This is a genomic window from Mesorhizobium sp. NPDC059025 (assembly GCF_042739655.1).
Classification (GTDB): domain Bacteria; phylum Pseudomonadota; class Alphaproteobacteria; order Rhizobiales; family Rhizobiaceae; genus Mesorhizobium.
Genome location: NZ_JBHYIM010000007.1, coordinates 1 through 21733, shown reverse-complemented (window position 1 = coordinate 21733; position 21733 = coordinate 1). Strand labels below are relative to the sequence as shown.

Genomic DNA, 21733 nt, shown 5'->3' with positions numbered 1-21733 from the left:
CAAGGCGAGTCTCTTTGGGCAATGGAGCAAGCCAAGGCGCAAGAGACTTGCGCCACGCTGCCACATCACTCGTGTGTGCCTTGCGAAGGTCTTGTGTTTTGGCTAAGGAAGCCGCGCATTTTTGCGTCCCGGCCAGCCGGGGCTTTCCTGTCCATCCCTGGCCATCAGGCCTGCATTCAAAGGCTTTCCGCTCCCATGGCGCGCATCGTGATGAAGTTCGGCGGGACCTCCGTCGCCGACCTCGACCGCATCCACAATGTGGCGCGTCACGTCAAACGTGAGGTCGAGGCCGGCCATGAGGTGGCAGTCGTCGTCTCGGCGATGTCGGGAAAGACCAATGAGCTTGTCGGCTGGGTGCAAGGCATGCCCAAGGCAACTGGCGCCAACAGCCCGTTCTTCGACGCGCGCGAATATGACGCCATCGTCGCTTCCGGCGAGCAGGTCACGTCCGGTCTGCTCGCGATCGCGCTGCAGTCGATGGGCATCAACGCCCGCTCCTGGCATGGCTGGCAGATCCCGATCAAGACCGATGGCGCGCATGGCGCGGCACGTATCACCGACATCGACGGCTCGTTCCTGATCCAGCGTTTCAAGGAAGGCCAGGTCGCAGTGATCGCCGGCTTCCAGGGCATCGCGCCGGACAACCGCATTTCGACGCTCGGCCGCGGCGGTTCCGACACCAGCGCCGTGGCGATCGCGGCTGCCGTGAAGGCCGACCGCTGCGACATCTACACCGATGTCGACGGCGTCTACACCACCGACCCGCGCATGGAGCCAAAGGCCAGGCGGCTCGATCGCATTTCCTTCGAGGAAATGCTGGAGATGGCCTCGCTCGGCTCGAAGGTGCTTCAGGTACGCTCGGTGGAGCTCGCCATGGTACACAAGGTGCGCACTTTCGTGCGATCGTCCTTCGACGATCCCGATGCGCCCGGCATGGGGGATTTGATCAATCCGCCCGGAACGCTCATTTGCGACGAGGATGAAATCGTGGAACAGCAGGTCGTCACCGGAATTGCCTACGCCAAGGACGAAGCACAGATCTCGCTGCGCCGCGTCGCCGACCGGCCGGGTGTGGCCGGTGGCATCTTCGGCCCGCTCGCCGAAGCCAACATCAACGTCGACATGATCGTCCAGAACATCTCGGAAGACGGCAAATCGACCGACATGACCTTCACCGTGCCCTCCGGCGATGTCGCCAAGGCCCTGGCTGTGCTGGACAAGGTCAAGCAGACAGTCGGCTTCGATGCCCTCCAGCATGACGAAGGCATGTCCAAGGTTTCCGTCATCGGCATTGGCATGAGAAGCCACGCCGGCGTGGCAGCGACTGCTTTCCAGGCACTTGCCGAAAAAAGCATCAATATCCGCGCGATCACCACCTCCGAGATCAAGATTTCGATCCTGATCGACGGTCCTTACACGGAACTGGCTGTTCGCACTTTGCATTCCGTCTACGGTCTCGATAAGCAATAAGAGACCCGAGTCGGTTTTTGCGTCGGGCCGGTGCGAAGGGAACCGCACCGGCCCAATCGCCTTTGGAGAAGCCGCGATGCGTGAGACGGCCATCGGCCCGCGCGTTTTGTTGAAACGGCTCCGCGAGCTCATGCAGGAGCCGCTGGAGCCGCAGGATCGGCTTGACCGAATCGTGCGCGACATCGCCTCCAACATGGTGGCGGAAGTCTGCTCGCTCTATGTCCTGCGCGCCGACTCCGTGCTCGAACTCTATGCCACCGAAGGTCTCAACAAGAACGCCGTTCACCTGGCGCAGTTGCGCCTCGGCCAGGGCCTCGTCGGCACGATCGCCGCAAGCGCGCGCCCGCTCAATCTGTCCAACGCGCAGGAACATCCTGCCTTCGCCTATCTGCCGGAGACCGGCGAAGAAATCTATCACGCCTTCCTCGGCGTGCCGGTGTTGAGGGCGGGCCGTACGCTCGGCGTGCTCGTCGTGCAGAACCGCACCAAGCGCGTCTATCGCGAGGACGAGGTCGAGGCGCTCGAGACCACGGCCATGGTGATCGCCGAAATGGTTGCGACCGGCGACCTTGCGCGGCTGTCGCGCCCCGGCATGGAGCTCGATCTCAGCCGTCCTGTTTCCTTTACGGGTGTGTCCTTCAACGAAGGTGTCGGGCTCGGCCATGTCGTGCTGCACGAGCCGCGTATCGTCGTCACGAACCTGTTCAACGAGGACAGCGAAGAAGAAGTTCGCCGGCTCGAGGAATCGCTCGGCTCGCTCAGGCTCTCCATCGACGACATGCTGGAGCGGCGAGATGTCGCCTTCGAAGGCGAACATCGCGAGGTGCTGGAAGCCTACCGCATGTTCGCCAATGATCGTGGCTGGGTGCGCCGCCTGGAAGAGGCGATCCGCAACGGCCTTACGGCGGAAGCCGCGGTGGAAAAAGTGCAGTCGGACATGCGCGCCCGCATGATTCACATGACCGATCCTTATCTGCGCGAGCGGATGAGCGACTTTGATGACCTCGCCAACCGGCTGCTGCGCCAGTTGATGGGGCGCGGGCCTGAAGACGTGGCCGCCTCGCTGCCGAAGGATGCCATCATCGTCGCCCGTTCGATGGGGGCGGCCGAGTTGCTCGACTATCCGCGCGACAAGATGCGCGGGCTCGTGCTGGAAGAGGGCGCTGCGACCAGCCACGTCGTCATCGTTGCGCGCGCCATGGGCATTCCGGTGGCCGGCCAGGTCAAGGGCGCGGTGTCGATGTCGGAAAACGGCGATGCCATCATCGTCGACGGCGACGAGGGCGCCATTCATCTGCGGCCACAGCAGGATCTCGAGGCGGCCTATGCGGAGAAGGTGCGCTTCCGTGCGCGCAGGCAGGAACTCTACCGGGAGCTGCGCAAGAAGCCGTCCGTCACCCGTGACGGCGTGCAGGTCGACCTTTTGATGAATGCCGGCCTTGCTGTCGACCTGCCGCAGCTGACTGAATCGGGCGCCGCAGGCATCGGCCTGTTTCGCACCGAGCTGCAATTCATGGTGGCGGCGACCTTCCCGCGCGCCGAGGCACAGGAAAAACTCTACCGCGATGTGCTGGAAGCCGCGCGCGGCAAGCCTGTCACCTTCCGCACCATCGACATCGGTGGCGACAAGGTGCTGCCCTACTTCAAGAATGCCACGCAGGAAGAGAACCCGGCACTTGGCTGGCGGGCGATCCGTCTGACTCTGGACCGCCCCGGCCTGTTGCGGACGCAGATCCGTGCGCTGCTCAAGGCCGCCGGCGGGCGTGAATTGAAGCTGATGCTGCCGATGGTGACCGAGCTTGGTGAAATCGCGCAGACGCGGGAGATCATCGAGCGCGAGGTGAGGCATCTTTCGCGCTTCGCCCACCATTTGCCGACCAGCCTGAAGCTGGGCGCGATGCTGGAAGTGCCGTCGCTGCTGTTCCAGCTCGACGAACTGATGAAGTCGGTCGATTTCGTCTCGGTCGGCTCCAATGACCTGTTCCAGTTCGTGATGGCGGTGGACCGCGGCAACACGCAACTGGCCGATCGCTTCGATCCGGTCTCGATCCCGTTCCTGCGTGTGCTGAAGCAGATCGCCGATGCCGGCCATCGCAACAATACGCCGGTGACACTTTGCGGCGAACTCGCCGGCAAGCCGATTTCGGCCATGGCCTTGATCGGCCTTGGCTTCCGTTCCATCTCCATGTCGCCGGCGGCGATCGGCCCAGTCAAGGCGATGCTGACCGACCTGCCGCTGGAAGAGCTGCAAGCCTTCTTCGCCGATAACCTCAACCAGCCCGCCACGGGTATGCCGATCCGCGCGCTGCTGCAGGCCTTCGCGGATGACCGCGGCATTCCTTTGTAAGAAGCCTTCGACACCCCATGATCAATCTGCCCCGCGACCGCATGGACCAAGTTGTCAAGCGTTTCGACATGCTCGAAGCGCAGATGGCGGCCGGGCCGGCACCTGATGCCTATGTGAAGATGGCGGCCGAATATGCCGACATGCAGGAACTGGTCGCCAAAATCCGGGAACTGCGTGCCGCGGAGCGCGAGCGGGAAGATCTCGAAGCGATGCTCGGCGACAAGGGCACGGATAGCGAGATGCGCGCGCTGGCCGAGGCCGATCTGCCGGAGGTGGAGAGCCGTATCGAAGCCTTGCAGCAGGAAATCCAGGTATTGCTGCTGCCGAAGGATGCCGCCGACGAACGCAACGCCATCCTGGAAATCCGCGCCGGCACCGGCGGCGACGAGGCCGCCCTGTTCGCCGGCGATCTGTTCCGCATGTATGAGCGCTACTCGGCGTCCAAGGGGTGGCGCTTCGAGGTTGTTTCAGCCAGCGACGGCGAAGTCGGCGGGTTTAAGGAAATCATCGCCTCGGTTTCCGGCAGGGGCGTCTTCGCCCATATGAAATTCGAATCCGGCGTGCATCGGGTGCAACGCGTGCCGGCCACGGAAGCACAAGGGCGCATCCACACTTCGGCGGCGACGGTCGCCGTGCTGCCGGAAGCCGAGGAAGTCGATATCGAGATCAAGGCGGAAGACATCCGCATCGATACGATGCGTGCGTCCGGTTCCGGTGGCCAGCATGTCAACACCACCGATTCCGCCGTGCGCATCACCCACCTGCCCACCGGCATCATGGTGGTGCAGGCGGAGAAGTCGCAACACCAGAACAGGGCGCGTGCCATGCAGATCCTGCGCGCGCGGCTTTACGATCTCGAACGCAGCCGCGCCGACGAGGAGCGTTCGGAATCGCGCAAGTCGCAGGTTGGTTCTGGCGACCGCTCCGAGCGCATCCGCACGTATAATTTCCCGCAGGGGCGCCTGACCGACCATCGCATCAATCTTACGCTCTACAAGCTCGACCGCGTGATGGAGGGGGAGCTGGACGAAGTGGTCGACGCGCTGATCGCTGACCACCAGTCGAGGCTTCTGGCGGAGATGAAGGAAGGGTGAGGCCGTGACAGGCACGACCCTTGCCGAGCTGTTGCTTTCGGCGCGCAGGCGCCTCGTGGAGGCCGGCATTGAAGGTGCGGTGATCGACGCAAGGCTTCTGGTCGAAGACCTTACCGGTACGACCCGCACCGAGGCGATCGTGGATTCCGACCGTGTCATCGGTACCGATATGCTGTCAGCCGTCGATGCCGCCCTGACCCGCAGGATTTCCGGCGAACCGGTGCATCGAATCCTCGGCTATCGCGAATTCCACGGGTTGCGGCTTGGGCTTTCGCCTGAAACCCTCGAACCGCGTCCCGACACGGAGACGCTGGTGGATGCGATGCTGCCGCTGCTCGCCGAGATAGGTGAACGCAAAGGGGCCTGCCGTATCCTCGATCTCGGCACGGGAACCGGTGCCATTGCGCTGGCGCTGCTCGCGGCATCCCCGCAGGCGCGAGCCGTAGGCGTGGACATTTCCGAGGATGCGCTTGCCACCGCAGCCCGCAATGCTCGGGATCTCGGCCTTTCAGAGCGGTTTAGTGCCGTCAGATCCGACTGGTTTGAAGCAATTTCGGGTCGATTTGATGTAATCGTCTCCAACCCTCCCTATATATCGAGTGCTGAGATCGAAACGCTGCAGAAGGAGGTGCGCAATTTCGATCCATTGCGGGCGCTTGATGGCGGTGTCGATGGGCTAGATGCCTATCGGACAATTGCTGCAAAAAGCGCCAGGCATCTGGAAGCCGACGGCGTGGTCGCCGTTGAGATCGGCAGCAGCCAGAAGGCAGAAGTGACCGATATTTTCCTGGATGCAGGATTCCTCATGAAAACAGCGCTGCGCGATCTTGCCGGAAACGATCGCGTTCTACTGTTCACAAGTGGCGGAAAAGCTTGAAGGCGCGGCGAAAAACCGCTTGGCAAGGCTAAGGAATGCGGCTAGGGTCGATTTACCGGATGAGACGAAGCAGGCAGTGCTCTTAGCGATTCGGTTCCTTTGAAATAGCTGCCTTCTTGCGAAACGACGCTCAAGCTTCGTGCGGGAATCGTCCGGAAAGTGATGTAACCGGAACAGGATGACACGTGGCGCCAACGCAATCGATGCGGGCGAGCACCGGTGAAACAGCGAAACGGCAGGCTGCATGAGCGCCGCCGTATGCGAAGATTTTCAAGTTTTTGAAGCGAAGAGACCCTTATGAGGCCACAACAGCAGAATAGACGCATGCGCGGTCGCAACAATGGCGGCGGCGGCAACAACAATAATAATAACAACAACAACCGCAAAGGGCCGAACCCGCTCAACCGCAATTACGAGAGCAACGGTCCGGATGTGAAGATCCGCGGTTCCGCCCAGCAGATCGCCGAGAAATACGCGACCCTCGCCCGTGATGCGATGAGCTCGGGTGACCGCGTGATGGCTGAGAACTATCTCCAGCATGCCGAACACTACAACCGCATCATTGCCGCCGCCCAGGCACAGATGCCGATCCAGAATTTCCAGCAGAACCGCGACGATTTCGATGACGAACTCGATGAAGAGCGCGATGAATTCGACAACAGCGGGAATGCGGGCGAAGGCCAGCAGCCGGCCAATCACGGTTCCGGCCCACAGCCGGTGATTGAAGGCACTCCCGCCGAAGTGGCGCTCAACTCCGAGGGCGGCCGCGACAACAATGGCCGCGAAGGTGGCTACCGAGACAGCAACCGTGACAATGGCAATCGCCACCATCGCGATCGCCGCCACAACAATGGCCACGGCCAGAATGGGCCGCGTGGAGACCGTGGCCCGCGCGGAGAAAACGGCAACAGGCGCGAGGATGGGCAGCCCCAGGCTGCCGCCCCGGCAGAAGCTGCTCCGGTCGTCGCAGCCGAAGAGCCGACGCCGGTGACCGTTGCTGAACCAGCACCACAGTTCGAGAGTTTCAACCCGGCGCAGCTTGCCGCCCATGCCGAAGCGCGTGAGGCAGAAACTGAAGCGGTAGCGCCGCGCAAGACCATGCGGCGGCCGCGCAAGCCGAAGGCTGAAGCTGCCGAGGCAGCGCCTGCCGATACGGCTGAAACGGCCGGCGCCGACAGCTGAGCACAGGTTCCCTTCGAGATCACGGACGGCGGAGAGAAATCTCCGCCGTTTTTGTTTGGCTGGGCTATAGTCCCTCCTCGGGCGGCTCGGATAAATATCTGCCTTGATCGGTATCAATGCGTCTTGAGAGACAAGGGCTTACGTCCCATATCACGGCTGAACAGGATCCGGCTCAGACGAGCGGGTCCGTCACCAAGGCTGATCCGGTGCCGCAAAGCGGGCCGGTGACGGAAGGAGACAATGATGAACCTTGAAAAATATTCCGAACGCGTCCGCGGTTTTATCCAGTCCGCACAGCAGTATGCACTGAACCGCAACCACCAGCAGTTCACCCCGGAACATATCCTGAAGGCATTGATCGACGATGACGAGGGTTTTGCCGCGTCTTTGATCGAGCGCGCCGGCGGGCGCCCGCGCGCTGTCGAAGTCGCTGTCGACGCGGCTCTCAATGCCCAGCCCAAAGTCGAAGGCGGCAATGGCCAGCTTTACCTGGCGCAACCGCTGGCCAAGGTGTTCTCGACCGCTGAGGACCTTGCCAAGAAGGCGGGCGACAGCTTCGTGACCGTGGAGCGACTGCTGCAGGCTCTCGCCATGGAGAAGTCCGCCAAGACCGCCGACATATTGTCCAAGGCCGGTGTGACCGCACAGGCGCTCAATGCCACGATCAATGATATCCGCAAGGGCCGTACCGCGGATTCCGCCTCCGCCGAACAGGGCTACGATGCGCTGAAGAAATATGCACGGGATCTCACCGCGGACGCCCGTGCCGGCAAGCTCGATCCGGTCATCGGCCGCGACGACGAGATTCGCCGCACCATCCAGGTGCTGTCGCGCCGCACCAAGAACAATCCCGTGCTGATCGGTGAGCCCGGTGTCGGCAAGACGGCGATCGCCGAGGGCCTTGCGTTGCGTATCGTCAATGGCGACGTGCCGGAAAGCTTGAAGGACAAGCAGTTGATGGCGCTCGACATGGGGGCGCTGATCGCAGGTGCGAAATATCGCGGCGAGTTCGAAGAGCGGTTGAAGGCGGTGCTCAACGAAGTCACTTCGGCAGCCGGCGGTATCATCCTGTTCATCGATGAGATGCACACGCTGGTCGGCGCTGGCAAGGCGGATGGCGCGATGGACGCCTCCAACCTGCTGAAGCCCGCGCTCGCACGCGGCGAACTGCACTGCGTCGGAGCGACCACGCTCGACGAATACCGCAAATACATCGAGAAGGACGCGGCCCTTGCCCGTCGCTTCCAACCGGTCTTTGTCGAGGAGCCGACAGTCGAGGACACGATCTCGATCCTGCGCGGTCTGAAGGAGAAGTATGAGCAGCACCACAAGGTGCGCATCTCGGACTCGGCGCTGGTCTCGGCGGCGTCGCTGAGCAATCGCTACATCGCCGACCGGTTCCTGCCCGACAAGGCGATCGATCTGGTCGACGAAGCGGCCTCGCGCCTCAGGATGCAGGTCGATTCCAAGCCGGAAGCGCTGGATGAAATCGACCGCCGTATCATGCAGCTGAAGATCGAGCGCGAAGCGCTGAAAGTCGAGAAGGACGACGCTTCCAAGGATCGTCTGGTCCGGCTCGAAAAGGAGCTGACCGGGCTCGAGGAAGAGTCCGACGCCTTGACCGCGAAGTGGCAGGCCGAGAAGCAGAAGCTCGGGCTCGCCGCAGACCTGAAGAAAGATCTCGACGACGCCCGCAACGAACTGGCCATCGCACAGCGCAAGGGTGAGTTCCAGCGTGCCGGCGAACTTGCCTATGGCAGGATCCCCGAGTTGGAAAAGCAGCTCGCCGATGCCGAGGCCCGCGACGGGCAGGGCGGCGGCATGGTCGAGGAAGTGGTCACGCCGGATCACGTCGCCCAGATCGTGTCGCGCTGGACCGGCATTCCGGTCGACAAGATGCTGGAAGGCGAGCGCGAAAAGCTGCTGCGCATGGAAGACGAGATCGCCAGGCGCGTCGTCGGTCAGGGCGAAGCGGTGCAGGCTGTATCCAAGGCTGTACGGCGTGCCCGTGCCGGCCTGCAGGATCCGAACCGGCCGATCGGCTCGTTCATGTTCCTGGGACCGACCGGTGTCGGCAAGACCGAACTGACCAAGGCGCTCGCCTCGTTCCTGTTCGACGATGAGACCGCGATGGTGCGCATCGACATGTCGGAGTTCATGGAGAAGCACTCGGTTGCCCGTCTGATCGGCGCCCCTCCCGGCTATGTCGGCTATGAGGAAGGTGGTGCGCTGACCGAAGCCGTGCGTCGGCGCCCGTACCAGGTCGTGCTGTTCGACGAGATCGAGAAGGCGCATCCGGATGTCTTCAACGTCCTGTTGCAGGTGCTGGATGACGGCCGGCTGACCGATGGGCAAGGCCGTACGGTCGACTTCCGCAACACGCTGATCATCATGACGTCGAACCTCGGTGCCGAATATCTCGTCGGTCTCGGCGAAGACCAGGATGTCGATGCTGTACGCGATGAGGTGATGGCGGTGGTGAAAGCCTCGTTCCGTCCGGAATTCCTCAACCGCATCGACGAAGTGATCCTGTTCCACCGGCTGCGCCGCAAGGACATGGGTCAGATCGTCGAGATCCAGCTCAAGCGGCTGGAGAAGCTGCTGGTCGATCGCAAGATCACACTCAACCTCGACAATGAAGCTGTCGAGTGGCTGGCGGACAAGGGCTACGATCCGGCCTATGGTGCACGGCCGCTGAAGCGGGTGATGCAGAAGGAACTGCAGGATCCGCTGGCGGAGAAAATCCTGATGGGCGAGATCCTCGACGGCTCGACCGTCAAGGTGACCGCCGGCTCGGACAGGTTGAATTTCCGTTCGAAGCCGACCGTGGTTGCCGAACAGGCTGCTTAACAGCAGTTCGCGCAACTGCTGTTGTCAAAACTAGGTGCGCCTCTTCAGGTGAAGGGGCGCGCTTTTTCGCATCGAAAGTACGTTCTACCTGGCGAACCGTTTGGCGCCGGCGACACACACGACCACACCGAGGGTGACGACCACCATGGCGGCGCTGACCTGTTCGTGCAACAGGAAAGCCGCCAAGGCGAGGCCGAAGAAGGGCTGCAGCAACTGCAACTGCCCGACGGCGGCGATGCCGCCCTGCGCCAGTCCGCGATACCAGAACACGAAGCCGATCAGCATGCTGAACAGCGACACGTAAGCGAGGCTTATCCATGCCGGCATGCCGACACCGGCCAGGGAGGGCGGGAAGGTGACGAAGGTCAGCACCAGCATCAGCGGCAGTGAAATCACCAGTGCCCAGCAGATCACCTGCCAGCCGCCCAGCCGTCGCGACAGTTTTCCACCTTCCGCATAACCCAGCCCGCAGACGACGATGGCCGCCAGCATCAGGGCGTCGCCCACCGGCGAGGCGGAAAGGCCGCGCGACAAGGCAAATCCGGCAACCAGCGCGCTACCCAGGCAGGAAAACACCCAGAAGGCCAGACGCGGCCGTTCGCCGCCGCGCAGCACGCCGAAGATCGCCGTCGCAAGCGGCAACAGGCCGATGAAGACGATCGAGTGCGCCGAAGTGACGTGCTCGAGCGCGAGTGCGGTGAGCAGCGGAAAGCCGACCACGACGCCGAGCGCCACGATGGTGAGTGAGATCAGGTCGTCCCGGCTTGGGCGTTTCTCGCGAAAGGCCAGCAAAAGGGCGAGGCCGAGCAGGCCGGCCAGGGCGGCACGTGTCACCGTCAGGAAGACCGGGCTGAAATCCATCACCGCGACTCGCGTTGCCGGCAGCGAACCGCTGAAGATCAGCACCCCCAGGAAACCGTTGAACCATCCACTCGTCGTCTTGTCCACGCGTACACTCTTCCTTTTCGCATGACCCTTGTCCGTAAAGTCTGCAACTTGACGGGATCTTGCCTGCAATCGTTGCGCTCTTATCGGCGGGACGGGGGTAGCGCCGCCAGATACGCTGAGATACAATTCAATCAAACTGTTATGGATACGGTGGCAATACAGATGGACGGGATTGCTGCACCCGCAAGCAAGGACGGGACGCTGATCGAGACCGTCATGGCGACAGTGCGGCAGCGTATCGGCGCACGGCAATTGACGCCCGGCGCCAAGCTGCCTTCGGTGCGGGCCTTCGCCAAGACCATGCAGGTCTCCACCTCCACGGTGGTGGAGGCCTATGAGCGGCTGGCAGCGGAGGGTGTGATCCGCTCGCGGCCGGGATCAGGCTTCTATGTCTGTGGTCCGCTGGCCCCGCTTTCGCTTGCCGAGGTCGGCCCGAGGCTCGATCGCGAGATCGATCCGTTGTGGATTTCGAGGCAGTCCCTGGAGGCCGGAGAGGGGGTATTGAAGCCCGGTTGTGGCTGGCTGCCCGCCGACTGGATGCCACAGCAGGCGTTGCGGCGCGCGCTGCGCGGCCTTGCCCATGCCGGGGATGCGACGCTGGCTGACTATGGCACGCCGCTCGGGCTGGCGCCGTTGCGGCAACTGCTTGCAAGGCGCATGGGCGAGCACGGCATCGAGGCTTCCCCCAACCAGATCATGCTGACGGAGTCGGGCACGCAGGCGATCGACCTCCTGTGCCGGCTTCTCATCGAGCCCGGCGATACCGTACTGGTCGACGATCCATGTTATTTCAATTTTCATGCGTTGCTGCGAGCGCACCGCGCCAGCATCGTCAGCGTGCCCTATACGCCGACCGGGCCGGACCTCGATTTGTTCGCGCAGGCGCTGACCGAGCATCGGCCGCGCCTCTACATCACCAATTCCGCGCTGCACAATCCAACTGGTGCGACCCTTTCGCCAGTCACCGCGCATCGCCTGCTGAAGCTGGCGGACCAGTTCGAGGTGACCATCGTCGAGGACGATATCTTCGCAGATTTCGAGACGGAGCCGGCGCCGCGGCTGGCGGCATTCGACGGGCTCTCCCGCGTGGTCCATATCGGCAGTTTTTCCAAGACGCTGTCCGCGTCGGTGCGTTGCGGCTTCATCGCGGTGCCGCGCGACTGGGTCGAACGGCTGACTGACCTAAAGATCTCGACCACTTTCGGCGGCGGGCACCTTTCAGCCGAACTGGTGCTTTCCCTGCTCAAGGACGGCAGCTACCGCAAGCATGTCGAAACATTGCGGCAGCGCCTGTCGGCTTCAATGGTCGATACGTCGAAGCGGCTCGAGCCGCTCGGTATCAGGCCCTGGATCGAACCGCGTGCCGGCATGTTCCTATGGTGCAGTCTGCCGGATGGGTTCGACGCGGCCGACGTTGCCCGCCGTGCTCTGACCGATGGTGTGGTTTTGGCACCCGGCAATGCGTTCAGCCTGTCACGGACGGCGAATGGTTTCCTGCGTTTCAACGTCGCTCAGTCGCAGGATCCAAAGGTGTTCGACGTACTGGCCAAGGCCATGCACGGTTGAGTTGATTGCGATAGCGAAAACCGGGAGGCGGAATGATCAGCTATACCAGCATCGGTGTCGACGACATGGAGCGGGCGCTTCGATTCTATCAGCCACTGTTTGCCGAGATGGGGCTCGATCAGTGCTTCCTCGATGAGACATCCGCTTCGTGGGGGCGCAGGGGCGATACCACCTTTACACGGTTTTCGATCGGATATCCGTTCGATGGCAGGCCTTCCAGTGCGGGCAATGGCGCGATGACCGCTTTCCTTATCGATGGACCAAGCCGTATCGCGCGTCTTCACGCGATCGCCTTGCAGAATGGTGGTGCCAATGAAGGCGATCCTGGCCGACGGCCGCGCTATGGTGGCGAATTCTATGGCGCCTATGTGCGCGACCCCGACGGCAACAAGCTCGCCTTCATCCACTATGACGAGCCGAAGAGTGAAGCCTGAAATTTGGTTCAAGCCGCAGCGGACGCTGGCGATTTCCGGTAGGCATCGAGACTCCATGGACCGGGACCCGCGGCAAACAGGTACAGAAACACGAAACAATAGACGATGGCGAGGTTGCCGCCGTTGAGGATCGGGAAGATCGAATTCGGCGCATGGCCGATCCAGTAGGCAAATGCCATCAGGCCGGAGATGACGAAGGCGACAGGCCGGGTAAACAGGCCGAGCAGAAGCAGAGCGCCGCCGATCAGTTCCAGGGTACCGGCAACCCATGGCAGGGAAAACATCGCAGGGACGCGCTCAAGGGCTGGGAACCCCAGCAACTTTCCCGTGCCGTATTGCAGCAGGGTGAGGGCGCTGACAATTCGCAGTATGCTTAGAAATTGCGGTCGCAGTGCATCGATGTCGATCATGGGCTTCTTCCGTGTTCAGCCCGGTACTGATAGCGGCCGCACCCGATAACAGGGCAATAAACTGTTCGAGATTTTAGCTGTTGCTGATCCGTGGCGACGCGGTCGGTCAGGACAAACGAAACGTGCCGCCGCGCAGGGCTTCAACTACAGTGGCAAGCGTTTGTTCACGAGCCTGGTTGCCGATGTCGATGGCATGCCGTTCCAGTTCCCCCAAGTCGGAAAGTTGCCGGTGCAGTGCGGCGATCGGCTCCGGGTCCGTCAGCGTGTCACCGCCGCGGTCGTGGCAGCGGCGAATGGCTACCTCAAGAGGGGGCCGCAGCACCACATAGTGCAGCGGTACGCCAAGTGTCGTGAAAGGTTCCAGGAACCACGGGCCGAGAATGCCGTCGATGATGACGAAGAAACCGCCTTTCGCGTAACCCTCTGCCGCGCTGGCGAGGACATCGATCACCACGGCATTCTGCTGATGGGCTTCCGGCAGATAGGGCGCGACGGCGCCATTTTTGATGAAGTGCCAGAAATCGTCGGAATGAAGATGGACTTTTGCCGATCCGCCTTCCGCCGCGAGTGCCTTGGCGGTGGTGGTTTTGCCCGATCCCGGCGCTCCGGTCAGGATCAGGATCTCGCCTGCAAAGCTTATCATGGCCGCCTCTTACACGATGCGGCCGGAGCGTCCAAGTTTGGCGACGCCGGCGGGATGATCAGTCCCGAATGTCGCCACGGTGGACGATATGCACCTTGTTGCCGTCGGGGTCGCGGAGATAAGCGCCGAAATAGCCATCGCCGTAGTGGGGGCGAGAACCCGGCGCGCCTTCGTCTGATCCACCTGCGGCAACACCCGCGGCGTGGGCAGTCGAAACGGCCTCCGGAGAAGGAGCCAGGAACGCGACCATGGAGCCGTTACCAGCGTTCGCCGGTCTGCCGTCAAAGGGAATATAGGCGTAGAAACGCGGCAAGGTGTGGTCCTTGCCCACCCAACAGGCGGATGCCGGGCCGCCGTCAGGCGTGACGGGGCGCCGTTGAAGATTCAGCGGCAAAAGCACGGCGTCATAAAAGCGCCCTGCGCGATCGAGGTCGCTGACGCCGACAGTCACGTGGCTGAACATGGGCACGTCCCTTGGATATCCGACGAGGCTTTTTAGGCCGGCCTATCGATTCTGGCCTGCGCCACTTGCCGGTGTTCGAGATGCCAACTGTCTGGAATTGCTCCAAAGCGCCGCAGAAGCGATAAAAGCGCCGGGTATCGCGATTCAACGGAGGCCGATTTGACGCTCGACGAATACAATGGCTTCTGTGCTTCGCTGCCAGCCAGCCATCATGTGGTGCAATGGGGCGGCGCCCATGTGTGGAAGGTTGGCAGCAAAGTCTTCGCCATCGGCGGCTGGAGCAAGGAAGCTGAAATTCCCTTCTTCACCTTCAAGTGTTCGGACATGGCGTACGATATCCTGAAGGAACAGCCCGGCTGCAGGCCGGCGCCCTATCTTGCCTCGCGCGGAATGAAATGGATCCAACGCGTGACCAGCGAAAGCATGGATGACGAGGCGCTGAAGGATTACCTGAGGGATAGCCATCGCCTCGCTGCACGCAATCTGACCCGGCGCGAGCGGCGGGAACTCGGATTGGAGGAGTAGCGCGACGGCGCTTTCAACGCGCAGGTCTTGCGAATCCGCCATGTTCATGCCCAGTTCATGGTTGAATCGTTAGGCGGATCATGGCCTCGCAGGAGACGTATGGCTCCTGACCGGTGGACCAGATCGGTGACGGAACGCGCCGGAGACTTCGGACTATATGCTGCGCACGATGCTTTCGCTTTCAGCCCTGACGCTTGGCGTGACGCTGGCCTTCGGCGCCCAGGCCGCGCCAACCCACCAGCCAATCGCGGAAAGCAGCGTCGCAAGTACAGATGAGGGTATCCAGGTCGCCCAGAATGGCGACTATCAGGTTTTCTACGACGGCAAAGGCAACCGCGTCATCGTCGATCCCTATACCGGCAAGGTCATCGCGATCCAGCCGCCGCAGACGCGTTTTGACCGGCGTGCCTTACGTCTTGAAAACCGGGAACGGCGTGTCGAGCGCGCGCCTGACGACGAGCGTTATTATCTCGACGATCCCGAGGACATGGCCCGTTTTCGCCGCCGGCAGATGGAAGATCGGCGTGCCTACCAGTATCCGGAAGACGACAGCGGATTTTACGACAATCCTCCTCCCGCCGACGGGGGCATGGTCGAGACTTTTCCGCCGGCGCCCGGCCAGCGTGATCGCTATGGTGATCCCTTGCCGGCCAACCGCGAGGGCATTCCCGCACCGCAACCGGTGGAGCGGCAGCCGTTGAAGGAAGCGTCGATCGATCCGGCGCAACCGACGTCACTGGATGGTTCGGTCGCTCCGACCGAGCCATCGACCGGGGGCAAGTCGGCGATCAATCCTTCGCTGTCGCTGGGCGCGCGCGAAGACATCGCCGCGCTGCAGGTGCTGCTCGACCGCGCCGGCGCTTCGCCCGGTGCGATCGACGGTCGCTTTGGCTCCAACATGGACAAGGCGCTCGCTGCCTATCGCGAAATAACCGGCACCAATCTCAAGTCGACCGATGTTGCGGCCATCAAGGCCGAGCTGGACAAGACGGGCGGACCGGCATTTGCCAGCTATTCCATCACCCCCGAGGATGCGGCTGGGCCGTATGTCGCGTCGATCCCGGAAGACTACAGCCAGAAGGCGACGCTGGAGCGGATGAGCTTTACCTCGGTGACCGAGGCGCTCGCCGAACGTTTCCATATGGACGAGGCCTATCTCAAGGCGATCAATCCAGGTGTCAATTTCAACCGGCCGGGAACGCTGGTGAAAGTCGTCAATTTCGGCAGGTTGGCGCAGACCCCGGTCACGCACATCATTGCCGACAAGGGCCGCAAGCAGGTTCGGGCCTATGACGGGTCGGGCAAACTGGTCGCTGCCTATCCGGCAACGATCGGCTCGTCCGATACACCCTCGCCCACCGGAACGCACGCCGTGTCACGCGTGGCTTTCGACCCGAACTACACCTACAATCCCAAGATCAATTTCAAGCAGGGCGCCAACGACAAGGTGCTGACCATCCCGCCGGGACCGAACGGTCCGGTCGGTTCGATCTGGATCGCGCTCGACAAGCCGACCTATGGTATCCACGGTACGCCGGAGCCGTCGAAGATCGGCAAGACCGAAAGCCATGGCTGCGTGCGTCTGACCAACTGGGATGCTGCCGAACTGGCCAGGTTGGTGAAACCCGGCGTTCCGGTCGATTTCATCGAATAGCCCTGTCCGAGGACAAACAGGCCGCGTTTTCGATTTGACGCAACGTTTGGTCCGAAAATCGATACCGGTCGCAGCAAGGCTGCGCTAAGCAAAGCCATGCAGGCGAGCAGTGATACAGGCATGGATGCCAGCGTTCTCGGCGGTTTGGCTTCGAAGGAAACCTTCTGTCCTCAGCGCAGCCGTCGTTATGTGCTGATCGCCGCCATTCTCGCCTCCGCGCTGGGCTTCATCGATGGCTCCGTGCTTTCGATCGCCATGCCGGTGCTGCGCGCCAATCTCGGTGCAAGCCTCGTCGAGGCGCAGTGGATCTCCAATGCCTACGCGTTGACGCTGTCCGCGCTCATCCTGGCTGGCGGGGCGGCCGGAGACCGGTTCGGTCTGCGCCGCGCCTTCGTTGCCGGGATCGCGCTGTTCATTGCCGCATCGATCGCCTGCGCGTTCGCGCCGACCGCGCCGCTGCTCATCCTGTTTCGGGCGATCCAGGGTATCGGCGCCGCCGTCATGGTGCCCGGCAGCCTTGCCATCATCGCCAAGGCCTACCCGAAAACCGAGCGGGGTCGCGCCATCGGTATCTGGGCGGCTGCGTCGGCCCTGACAACAGCCCTCGGTCCGGTCCTCGGCGGCATGGTGCTCTCCAGCTTCGGCGCAGGCGTCTGGCGTGCGATCTTCGCCATCAACCTGCCGCTCGGCGCGATTGCGATCTGGCTGCTGCTTGCCAAGGTGCCTGCCGATTCTCCAACGCAGCAAAAAGGCCTGGATCTCGGCGGTGCGGCGCTGGCCACACTGGCCTTCGGCGGCATGGCTTACGGGCTGACCGCGATGAGTTCGGAAGGCGGCAATGGCTCGGTCATGGTCAACATCGCCGCCTTTCTGATCGGTCTTGCCGCGCTTGCGGTGTTCCTGTTGTGGGAGAGCCGCCATCGCGAACCGATGGTCGATCTCAGGCTGTTTCGGATTGCTGCCTTCTTCGGCGCCAATGCCGCGACCTTCTTTCTGTATTTCGCGCTGTCGGCGGTGCTTTTCTACCTGCCGATGCTCCTGATCGCAGGCTGGGGGCTGAGCACCGCGGAAGCGGGGTTCATCTTCCTGCCATTGTCGGCGGCGATCGCGTTGTTGTCGGGCCCAGTCGGTCGATGGTCCGATCGGACTGGAGCACGCCTGCCGATCACCCTCGGCAGTTTCGTCGTGGGGCTGGCATTTGTCGGACTGGCTTTGTTGGCGGGGACCGATTTTCATGGCTTCTGGAGCGGTGTTTTCCCGCTTGCGGCACTGATGGGGCTTGGCATGGCGCTGGTGGTATCGCCTTTGTCGACGGCAATCATGACGTCGGTCGATGATCGCGACACCGGTGCTGCATCCGGCATCAACAACGCAGTTGCGCGGATCGCCGGCCTGATGGCCGTCGCCGCGCTGGGCGCGGTGGTCGGACTGGTCTACGCCGTTGCCGGCGGTCCGGCGAGCGGCGTGGAGTTCGGAGTGTTGCCGCAGTTCGTCATCGAGCCGGCTGCGGAGGCTTTGCGTGCAAGCGCAACGGGCCGTGCTTTCCAGGCCGTTGCGGCGATCTCGGCAGCGATGTGTTTCGTCGCGGCCATAACCGCATGGCTGACGCAGCCCGCACGGCCGGCGTCGCCGCCTGACGAGGCTGCGGCAGGTCCGGCAACTCATTAAACTTTGAACGGTCACGGTAAGGAATGGCTCATCATCGGGCCACGGCTGTGGTGACCACCGCCTAATAAAGCGATGCGCTTCTATTGAACGATATTTGCTGACGCTAGTGTGCTAAAATCCAGACGGACACACGACGTGATCCTGTCGTCGAGTGGGGGCGTGCATGGCGAAGAATGATCTGCGGCGGGAGCTGGGTTCTTCCGAGATCGCAGCTGGCGGTCGCCAATGGCCAGATCGACGCATGCTTGCCCTTGCCGGGTGCTGGATATTGCTGGTCGGCGTGCTTTTTGCCCTCGCGGTCAGGATCGAGCTTTTCGAATGGCTCTATGAGGTCACGCGTGCTCACGAGGACTGGCAGCTCGATGAAATCCTCGCGCTGCTTCTCTGTGTCGGTGTTGCCTCTCTGGTCGCTCTGGTCATTCGGACAAGGCAGCTTACCCACGAGATCAGGCGTCGCGAGGCGGCCGAACAGCTGGCCCATGATTCCGCGCGACACGATCCTCTGACAGGCCTCGCCAATGGCCGGCGTTTCCGTGAAGCACTGGCCCATGCAATCGAAAGCGCCAGTCAATCCCAGTCGAATTGCGCTGTCCTGTTCATCGATCTCGATCGTTTCAAGCCGGTGAACGACATGCATGGGCATGCGATCGGCGATGAGGTGCTGATCGATGTCGCGCAGCAGATCGCGCAAGCGGCTCCGGCCGGAGCTACCGCAGCCCGGCTCGGTGGCGACGAATTCGGGATCGTCGTGCCCTCCGTGCCTGGTCGGGAATCCGTGCTCTTCCTGTCGCAACGGCTTTCGCGCGATATCGGCAAGGTGCGACAGGTCGGCGAGCGGCAACTGGAAGTCGGGGCCACTGTCGGCATTGCAGTCTTCCCGGATGACGGCCTTGATGCCAATGCGCTCATCAGTGCGGCGGATCAGGCCATGTATGCCGCCAAGCCGTCGCGGCGCGGCCTGCTGGGACGTGGCGATCTGCACGGCAGTGCGATCGCCAACTGAACCGATTCTGGAAGGTCGCTATTTGCTCGTGGCAGCGCCTGCGCTGGCGACTTTGAGGCCCGTGCCGTTCTGCTGCTTCAGCAGATCGTCGATTCGTTCGCGCTCGCGCTTGAAGGCGACAAGGTCGTCGCCTTGCAGCACCTTGCCGGTGGGCAGGCGCACACGCATCGGATCCACCTTGGTGCCGTTGACCATCAGCTCGTAGTGAAGGTGCGCGCCGGTCGACAGACCTGTGGTGCCGACATAACCGATCACCTGGCCTTGTCGGACGCGTGCTCCCGGCTGGACTCCACGCGCGAAGGCACTTTGGTGGTTGTAGGATGTCTCATAGCCATTGGCGTGGCGAAGGATCGTCTGTTTGCCGTAGCCGGCGGCCCAGCCGGCTTTTTCGACAACGCCGTTGCCGGCTGCGATGATCGGCGTGCCGGTGGGGGCCGCCCAGTCGACGCCGGTGTGCATCCTGACATAACCGAGGATCGGATGGCGGCGCGCGCCGAAGCCGGAACGGAAGGTGCCGTTCGGCACAGTCTTGCGCAGCAGGAATTGCTCTGCGCTGCGACCGTTCTCGTCAAAATAGTCGGTGCTGCCATCCTGAAGCTGGAAGCGGTAGAGTGTACGGGTCATGCCGCCAATGGCGGCAGATACATAGAGAAGTTCCGAGTCCTCGGAAGCCTGGTCGTCGCTGTCGGGTTGTGAGAACAGCACTTCGAGGCGATCGCTCGATGTCAGCCGCGCCTGGTAGTCGACATCGGAGGCCAGGATCTTGATGACCTGCTGGGCCATCTTGGTCGACAAGCCATAAGAATAAGCAGCCCGGTAGATGCCGTCATAGATGCTTGGCAGGTTGCCACGCACCACCACCGGAGGAGAATCGTCGAAGGCGGTCTGCAACTCGGGATTGGGATCGGGTTCCTCGGCTGGCACGAACTGGCCGCGATCGTCGAGTGCGATGGTGACGATATGGCGGGTCCGGTCATAGACGCCGGTGCGAACGACCTTGGCTGCATCGCCGCGGACTTCGAGGCCGACACGCAGCACGGTGCCCGCCTTGAGCGCCGTGGTGTTGAGAAGCTTGCCTATCGCCTCGGCCATGCCGAAGGCGTCGGAATTGGTATAGCCGGAATCGGAAAAAGCCTCCGCGATGTCGCGGTCCTTGGTGAAAGGAATAATGTCTTCGGCAAAGGTCAGCGCCTCAGTCTCGGTTTCGGCACGTGGTGCCACCGAAACGTTTTCCGGCACGATCTTGACGTCGTAGGAGCCGGCGATCGACTGTGTCAGCTGGTCACCGAAACGCTGCGGGTCGACATAATGCAGAGCCGCGACCTGGACGGCGCCATCGCCGAGGCCGGCACTGGCACCGCGGACCACCTTCTCGACCTCGTCGGCCGAAAGGTCGCTCTTCTCGTCGAAAGCCGCCGTCGCGATCGGGAAATCGACCGTCTTCAGGCTCATCTCGCTTTCGACCTTGGCGCCGTAGATCTGCCCAGCGGGCGCCGGGGCGGGATTGGATGAGTCCGAACCATCGTCACGGAACACCTGGAGCGGGTCGAAGGGCGGATAGGACTTGTTGGTGGTGTGGTTGGCGGCAAGCGCCATCTTTACCTGGACGAAGGGCATGGTGTTGATGACGTCGCGGTCGCCGACCTTGGTGACCATCGAGACTTCCATGCGCCGCCGGTCCTTGGCCTTGGCGATCTGGCGCGGCGCAACAAGACGTGTGGTCTTCGCCTCTTCGCCGGAATCTCCGCCATCCGCCAGGCTTGCGAGTTCAGCGATTTCCGGCGGCGTCGCCAGTTGCTGGCGCCCATCGAGGGCGGCGACGAGAGCCACGCCCATCAAGACGGAAGAGGTGATGCCGGTAAGGAATGTGCCGGACAGCCATCGTGCCGAGACCTCGCGGCGGTCAGGCGGACCGCTGCGACCGTCCGCGATCAGCGGCGGCTCGTTGCCGAGTTCGGCTATGACCTCGTCCGTGTCCTGCATTCAAAAAGGCGGTTTCTTCCCCAGGCGGGTTCTTCTCTGTTCTCTTGCAAGGCCATGACATTTGCCTGCCGCAGCCGACGAAGTCAACGAAAGCCCCGTACGTGTGCGGGAACTCCAGCCGTGTCTCCATTCTCTGACGGGTCGCTTCTTATAAGAGGCGGGTGAATGGCGGACGACACGGCTGCCTTCACCAAAACTGCTCTCTTCTTCCAATAAGGCGGCAATAGGGCTTTGGCTCTTGCTACAGGGCTGCCTAGCGTACATTCCACCGGTAATGGGCGGCGAGCGATATCCGGCGCGCTCTGCAGCGCAATAGGTACGGGAAAACATCCCATGGTGTTCCTTGTCGTTAGCCCGCGAATATATGGTGGCTCGTCAGGACAGGCTGCCCGAAGGGAACCGCAGGGCGGGAGCTCGCTGAAAAAAAACCCCGGATTTATTTGTCGCAAAAAATTCAAAAAACTCGAAATCGTTGTTGACACTTCGAACGCCACCCGACTATATACGCCTCATCAACGAGGGCGGCGACGCTGCTGGCGACGAAGAAGTTCGCTTCTGGGTTTCGCGGAGTTGGACAAATTCAAGAGAGCCGCGTGAGCGACACTCTGCTGGTCTG

At 62.3% G+C, this 21733-nt stretch carries 17 protein-coding genes; 12 read left to right on the top strand and 5 right to left on the bottom strand.

The genetic code is table 11. The features are described from left to right. Positions 1 to 195 precede the first annotated feature (195 nt). The 6 genes from ACFWYE_RS17650 to clpB all read left to right on the top strand — a co-directional run bounded on the left by ACFWYE_RS17650 (position 196) and on the right by clpB (position 9820). The gene (locus tag ACFWYE_RS17650) at positions 196 to 1470 is read left to right on the top strand and encodes an aspartate kinase (protein ID WP_379066365.1); all 1275 of its coding nucleotides are present in this window, start codon (positions 196 to 198) and stop codon (positions 1468 to 1470) included. 76 nt (positions 1471 to 1546) lie between these two features. Continuing rightward, complete coding sequence (gene ptsP / locus ACFWYE_RS17645) at positions 1547 to 3817, top strand: phosphoenolpyruvate--protein phosphotransferase (protein ID WP_379066367.1); 2271 nt, start codon at positions 1547 to 1549, stop codon at positions 3815 to 3817. A 17-nt stretch (positions 3818 to 3834) separates the two neighbouring features. After that, on the top strand, positions 3835 to 4911 hold the full coding sequence (gene prfA / locus ACFWYE_RS17640) for a peptide chain release factor 1 (protein WP_379066369.1): 1077 nt from the start codon (positions 3835 to 3837) through the stop codon (positions 4909 to 4911). 4 nt (positions 4912 to 4915) lie between these two features. After that, positions 4916 to 5788, top strand: a complete 873-nt coding sequence (gene prmC, locus ACFWYE_RS17635; RefSeq protein ID WP_379113166.1) for a peptide chain release factor N(5)-glutamine methyltransferase — start codon at positions 4916 to 4918, stop codon at positions 5786 to 5788. Between the two features lie 324 nt (positions 5789 to 6112). Continuing rightward, on the top strand, positions 6113 to 6970 hold the full coding sequence (locus tag ACFWYE_RS17630; RefSeq protein WP_379113164.1) for a DUF4167 domain-containing protein: 858 nt from the start codon (positions 6113 to 6115) through the stop codon (positions 6968 to 6970). 243 nt (positions 6971 to 7213) lie between these two features. After that, on the top strand, positions 7214 to 9820 hold the full coding sequence (gene clpB / locus ACFWYE_RS17625; protein ID WP_379113162.1) for an ATP-dependent chaperone ClpB: 2607 nt from the start codon (positions 7214 to 7216) through the stop codon (positions 9818 to 9820). Positions 9821 to 9904: 84 nt separating this feature from the next. On the opposite strand, the gene ACFWYE_RS17620 is transcribed toward clpB, so the two are convergent. Beyond that, positions 9905 to 10768: a DMT family transporter gene (locus tag ACFWYE_RS17620; RefSeq protein WP_379113160.1), complete on the bottom strand. Its 864-nt coding sequence runs from the start codon at positions 10766 to 10768 to the stop codon at positions 9905 to 9907. A gap of 162 nt (positions 10769 to 10930) precedes the next feature. Here ACFWYE_RS17620 and ACFWYE_RS17615 point away from each other — a divergent pair, with 162 nt between their 5' ends. Both ACFWYE_RS17615 and ACFWYE_RS17610 read left to right on the top strand, forming a co-directional pair. Further along, on the top strand, positions 10931 to 12334 hold the full coding sequence (locus ACFWYE_RS17615; protein WP_379113158.1) for a PLP-dependent aminotransferase family protein: 1404 nt from the start codon (positions 10931 to 10933) through the stop codon (positions 12332 to 12334). A 32-nt stretch (positions 12335 to 12366) separates the two neighbouring features. Continuing rightward, a complete protein-coding gene (locus ACFWYE_RS17610; protein ID WP_379066378.1) occupies positions 12367 to 12768 on the top strand; it encodes a VOC family protein in 402 nt (133 codons plus the stop codon). An 8-nt stretch (positions 12769 to 12776) separates the two neighbouring features. Here the strand turns inward: ACFWYE_RS17610 and ACFWYE_RS17605 are convergent, their stop codons facing one another. The 3 genes from ACFWYE_RS17605 to ACFWYE_RS17595 form a co-directional block, all read right to left on the bottom strand. Beyond that, positions 12777 to 13178 (bottom strand): DoxX family protein, encoded by a 402-nt coding sequence (locus ACFWYE_RS17605; RefSeq protein WP_379066380.1) that lies wholly within the window; start codon positions 13176 to 13178, stop codon positions 12777 to 12779. A 106-nt stretch (positions 13179 to 13284) separates the two neighbouring features. Further along, positions 13285 to 13821, bottom strand: coding sequence for an AAA family ATPase (locus ACFWYE_RS17600; RefSeq protein ID WP_379113156.1), 537 nt, complete (start codon positions 13819 to 13821; stop codon positions 13285 to 13287). A gap of 58 nt (positions 13822 to 13879) precedes the next feature. After that, complete coding sequence (locus ACFWYE_RS17595) at positions 13880 to 14284, bottom strand: VOC family protein (RefSeq protein WP_379113154.1); 405 nt, start codon at positions 14282 to 14284, stop codon at positions 13880 to 13882. A 159-nt stretch (positions 14285 to 14443) separates the two neighbouring features. On the opposite strand from ACFWYE_RS17595, the gene ACFWYE_RS17590 reads away from it, so the two are divergent. From ACFWYE_RS17590 to ACFWYE_RS17575, 4 genes are all read left to right on the top strand, one after another. Continuing rightward, complete coding sequence (locus tag ACFWYE_RS17590; protein WP_379113153.1) at positions 14444 to 14809, top strand: MmcQ/YjbR family DNA-binding protein; 366 nt, start codon at positions 14444 to 14446, stop codon at positions 14807 to 14809. A gap of 157 nt (positions 14810 to 14966) precedes the next feature. After that, entirely contained in the window at positions 14967 to 16463 is a 1497-nt protein-coding gene (locus tag ACFWYE_RS17585; protein WP_379113152.1) for a L,D-transpeptidase family protein, read from the top strand. Between the two features lie 120 nt (positions 16464 to 16583). Then, positions 16584 to 18131 carry an MFS transporter gene (locus ACFWYE_RS17580; RefSeq protein ID WP_379113151.1) on the top strand — a complete coding sequence of 516 codons (1548 nt, stop codon included), beginning with the start codon at positions 16584 to 16586 and terminating at the stop codon, positions 18129 to 18131. A gap of 163 nt (positions 18132 to 18294) precedes the next feature. Further along, positions 18295 to 19134 carry a diguanylate cyclase domain-containing protein gene (locus ACFWYE_RS17575; RefSeq protein WP_379113150.1) on the top strand — a complete coding sequence of 280 codons (840 nt, stop codon included), beginning with the start codon at positions 18295 to 18297 and terminating at the stop codon, positions 19132 to 19134. A gap of 18 nt (positions 19135 to 19152) precedes the next feature. Here the strand turns inward: ACFWYE_RS17575 and ACFWYE_RS17570 are convergent, their stop codons facing one another. Next, entirely contained in the window at positions 19153 to 21117 is a 1965-nt protein-coding gene (locus ACFWYE_RS17570; RefSeq protein ID WP_326889526.1) for a M23 family metallopeptidase, read from the bottom strand. Between the last annotated feature and the right edge of the window lie 616 nt (positions 21118 to 21733).

Coding starts and splice junctions, on each gene's coding strand:
- ACFWYE_RS17650 (WP_379066365.1), top strand. CDS start 196: ATGGCGCGCATCGTGATGAAGTTCGGCGGGACCTCCGTCGCCGACCTC.
- ptsP (WP_379066367.1), top strand. CDS start 1,547: ATGCGTGAGACGGCCATCGGCCCGCGCGTTTTGTTGAAACGGCTCCGC.
- prfA (WP_379066369.1), top strand. CDS start 3,835: ATGATCAATCTGCCCCGCGACCGCATGGACCAAGTTGTCAAGCGTTTC.
- ACFWYE_RS17630 (WP_379113164.1), top strand. CDS start 6,113: ATGCGCGGTCGCAACAATGGCGGCGGCGGCAACAACAATAATAATAAC.
- clpB (WP_379113162.1), top strand. CDS start 7,214: ATGAACCTTGAAAAATATTCCGAACGCGTCCGCGGTTTTATCCAGTCC.
- ACFWYE_RS17615 (WP_379113158.1), top strand. CDS start 10,931: ATGGACGGGATTGCTGCACCCGCAAGCAAGGACGGGACGCTGATCGAG.
- ACFWYE_RS17610 (WP_379066378.1), top strand. CDS start 12,367: ATGATCAGCTATACCAGCATCGGTGTCGACGACATGGAGCGGGCGCTT.
- ACFWYE_RS17605 (WP_379066380.1), bottom strand. CDS start 13,178: ATGATCGACATCGATGCACTGCGACCGCAATTTCTAAGCATACTGCGA.
- ACFWYE_RS17600 (WP_379113156.1), bottom strand. CDS start 13,821: ATGATAAGCTTTGCAGGCGAGATCCTGATCCTGACCGGAGCGCCGGGA.
- ACFWYE_RS17595 (WP_379113154.1), bottom strand. CDS start 14,284: ATGTTCAGCCACGTGACTGTCGGCGTCAGCGACCTCGATCGCGCAGGG.
- ACFWYE_RS17585 (WP_379113152.1), top strand. CDS start 14,967: ATGCTGCGCACGATGCTTTCGCTTTCAGCCCTGACGCTTGGCGTGACG.
- ACFWYE_RS17580 (WP_379113151.1), top strand. CDS start 16,584: ATGGATGCCAGCGTTCTCGGCGGTTTGGCTTCGAAGGAAACCTTCTGT.
- ACFWYE_RS17575 (WP_379113150.1), top strand. CDS start 18,295: ATGGCGAAGAATGATCTGCGGCGGGAGCTGGGTTCTTCCGAGATCGCA.
- ACFWYE_RS17570 (WP_326889526.1), bottom strand. CDS start 21,117: ATGCAGGACACGGACGAGGTCATAGCCGAACTCGGCAACGAGCCGCCG.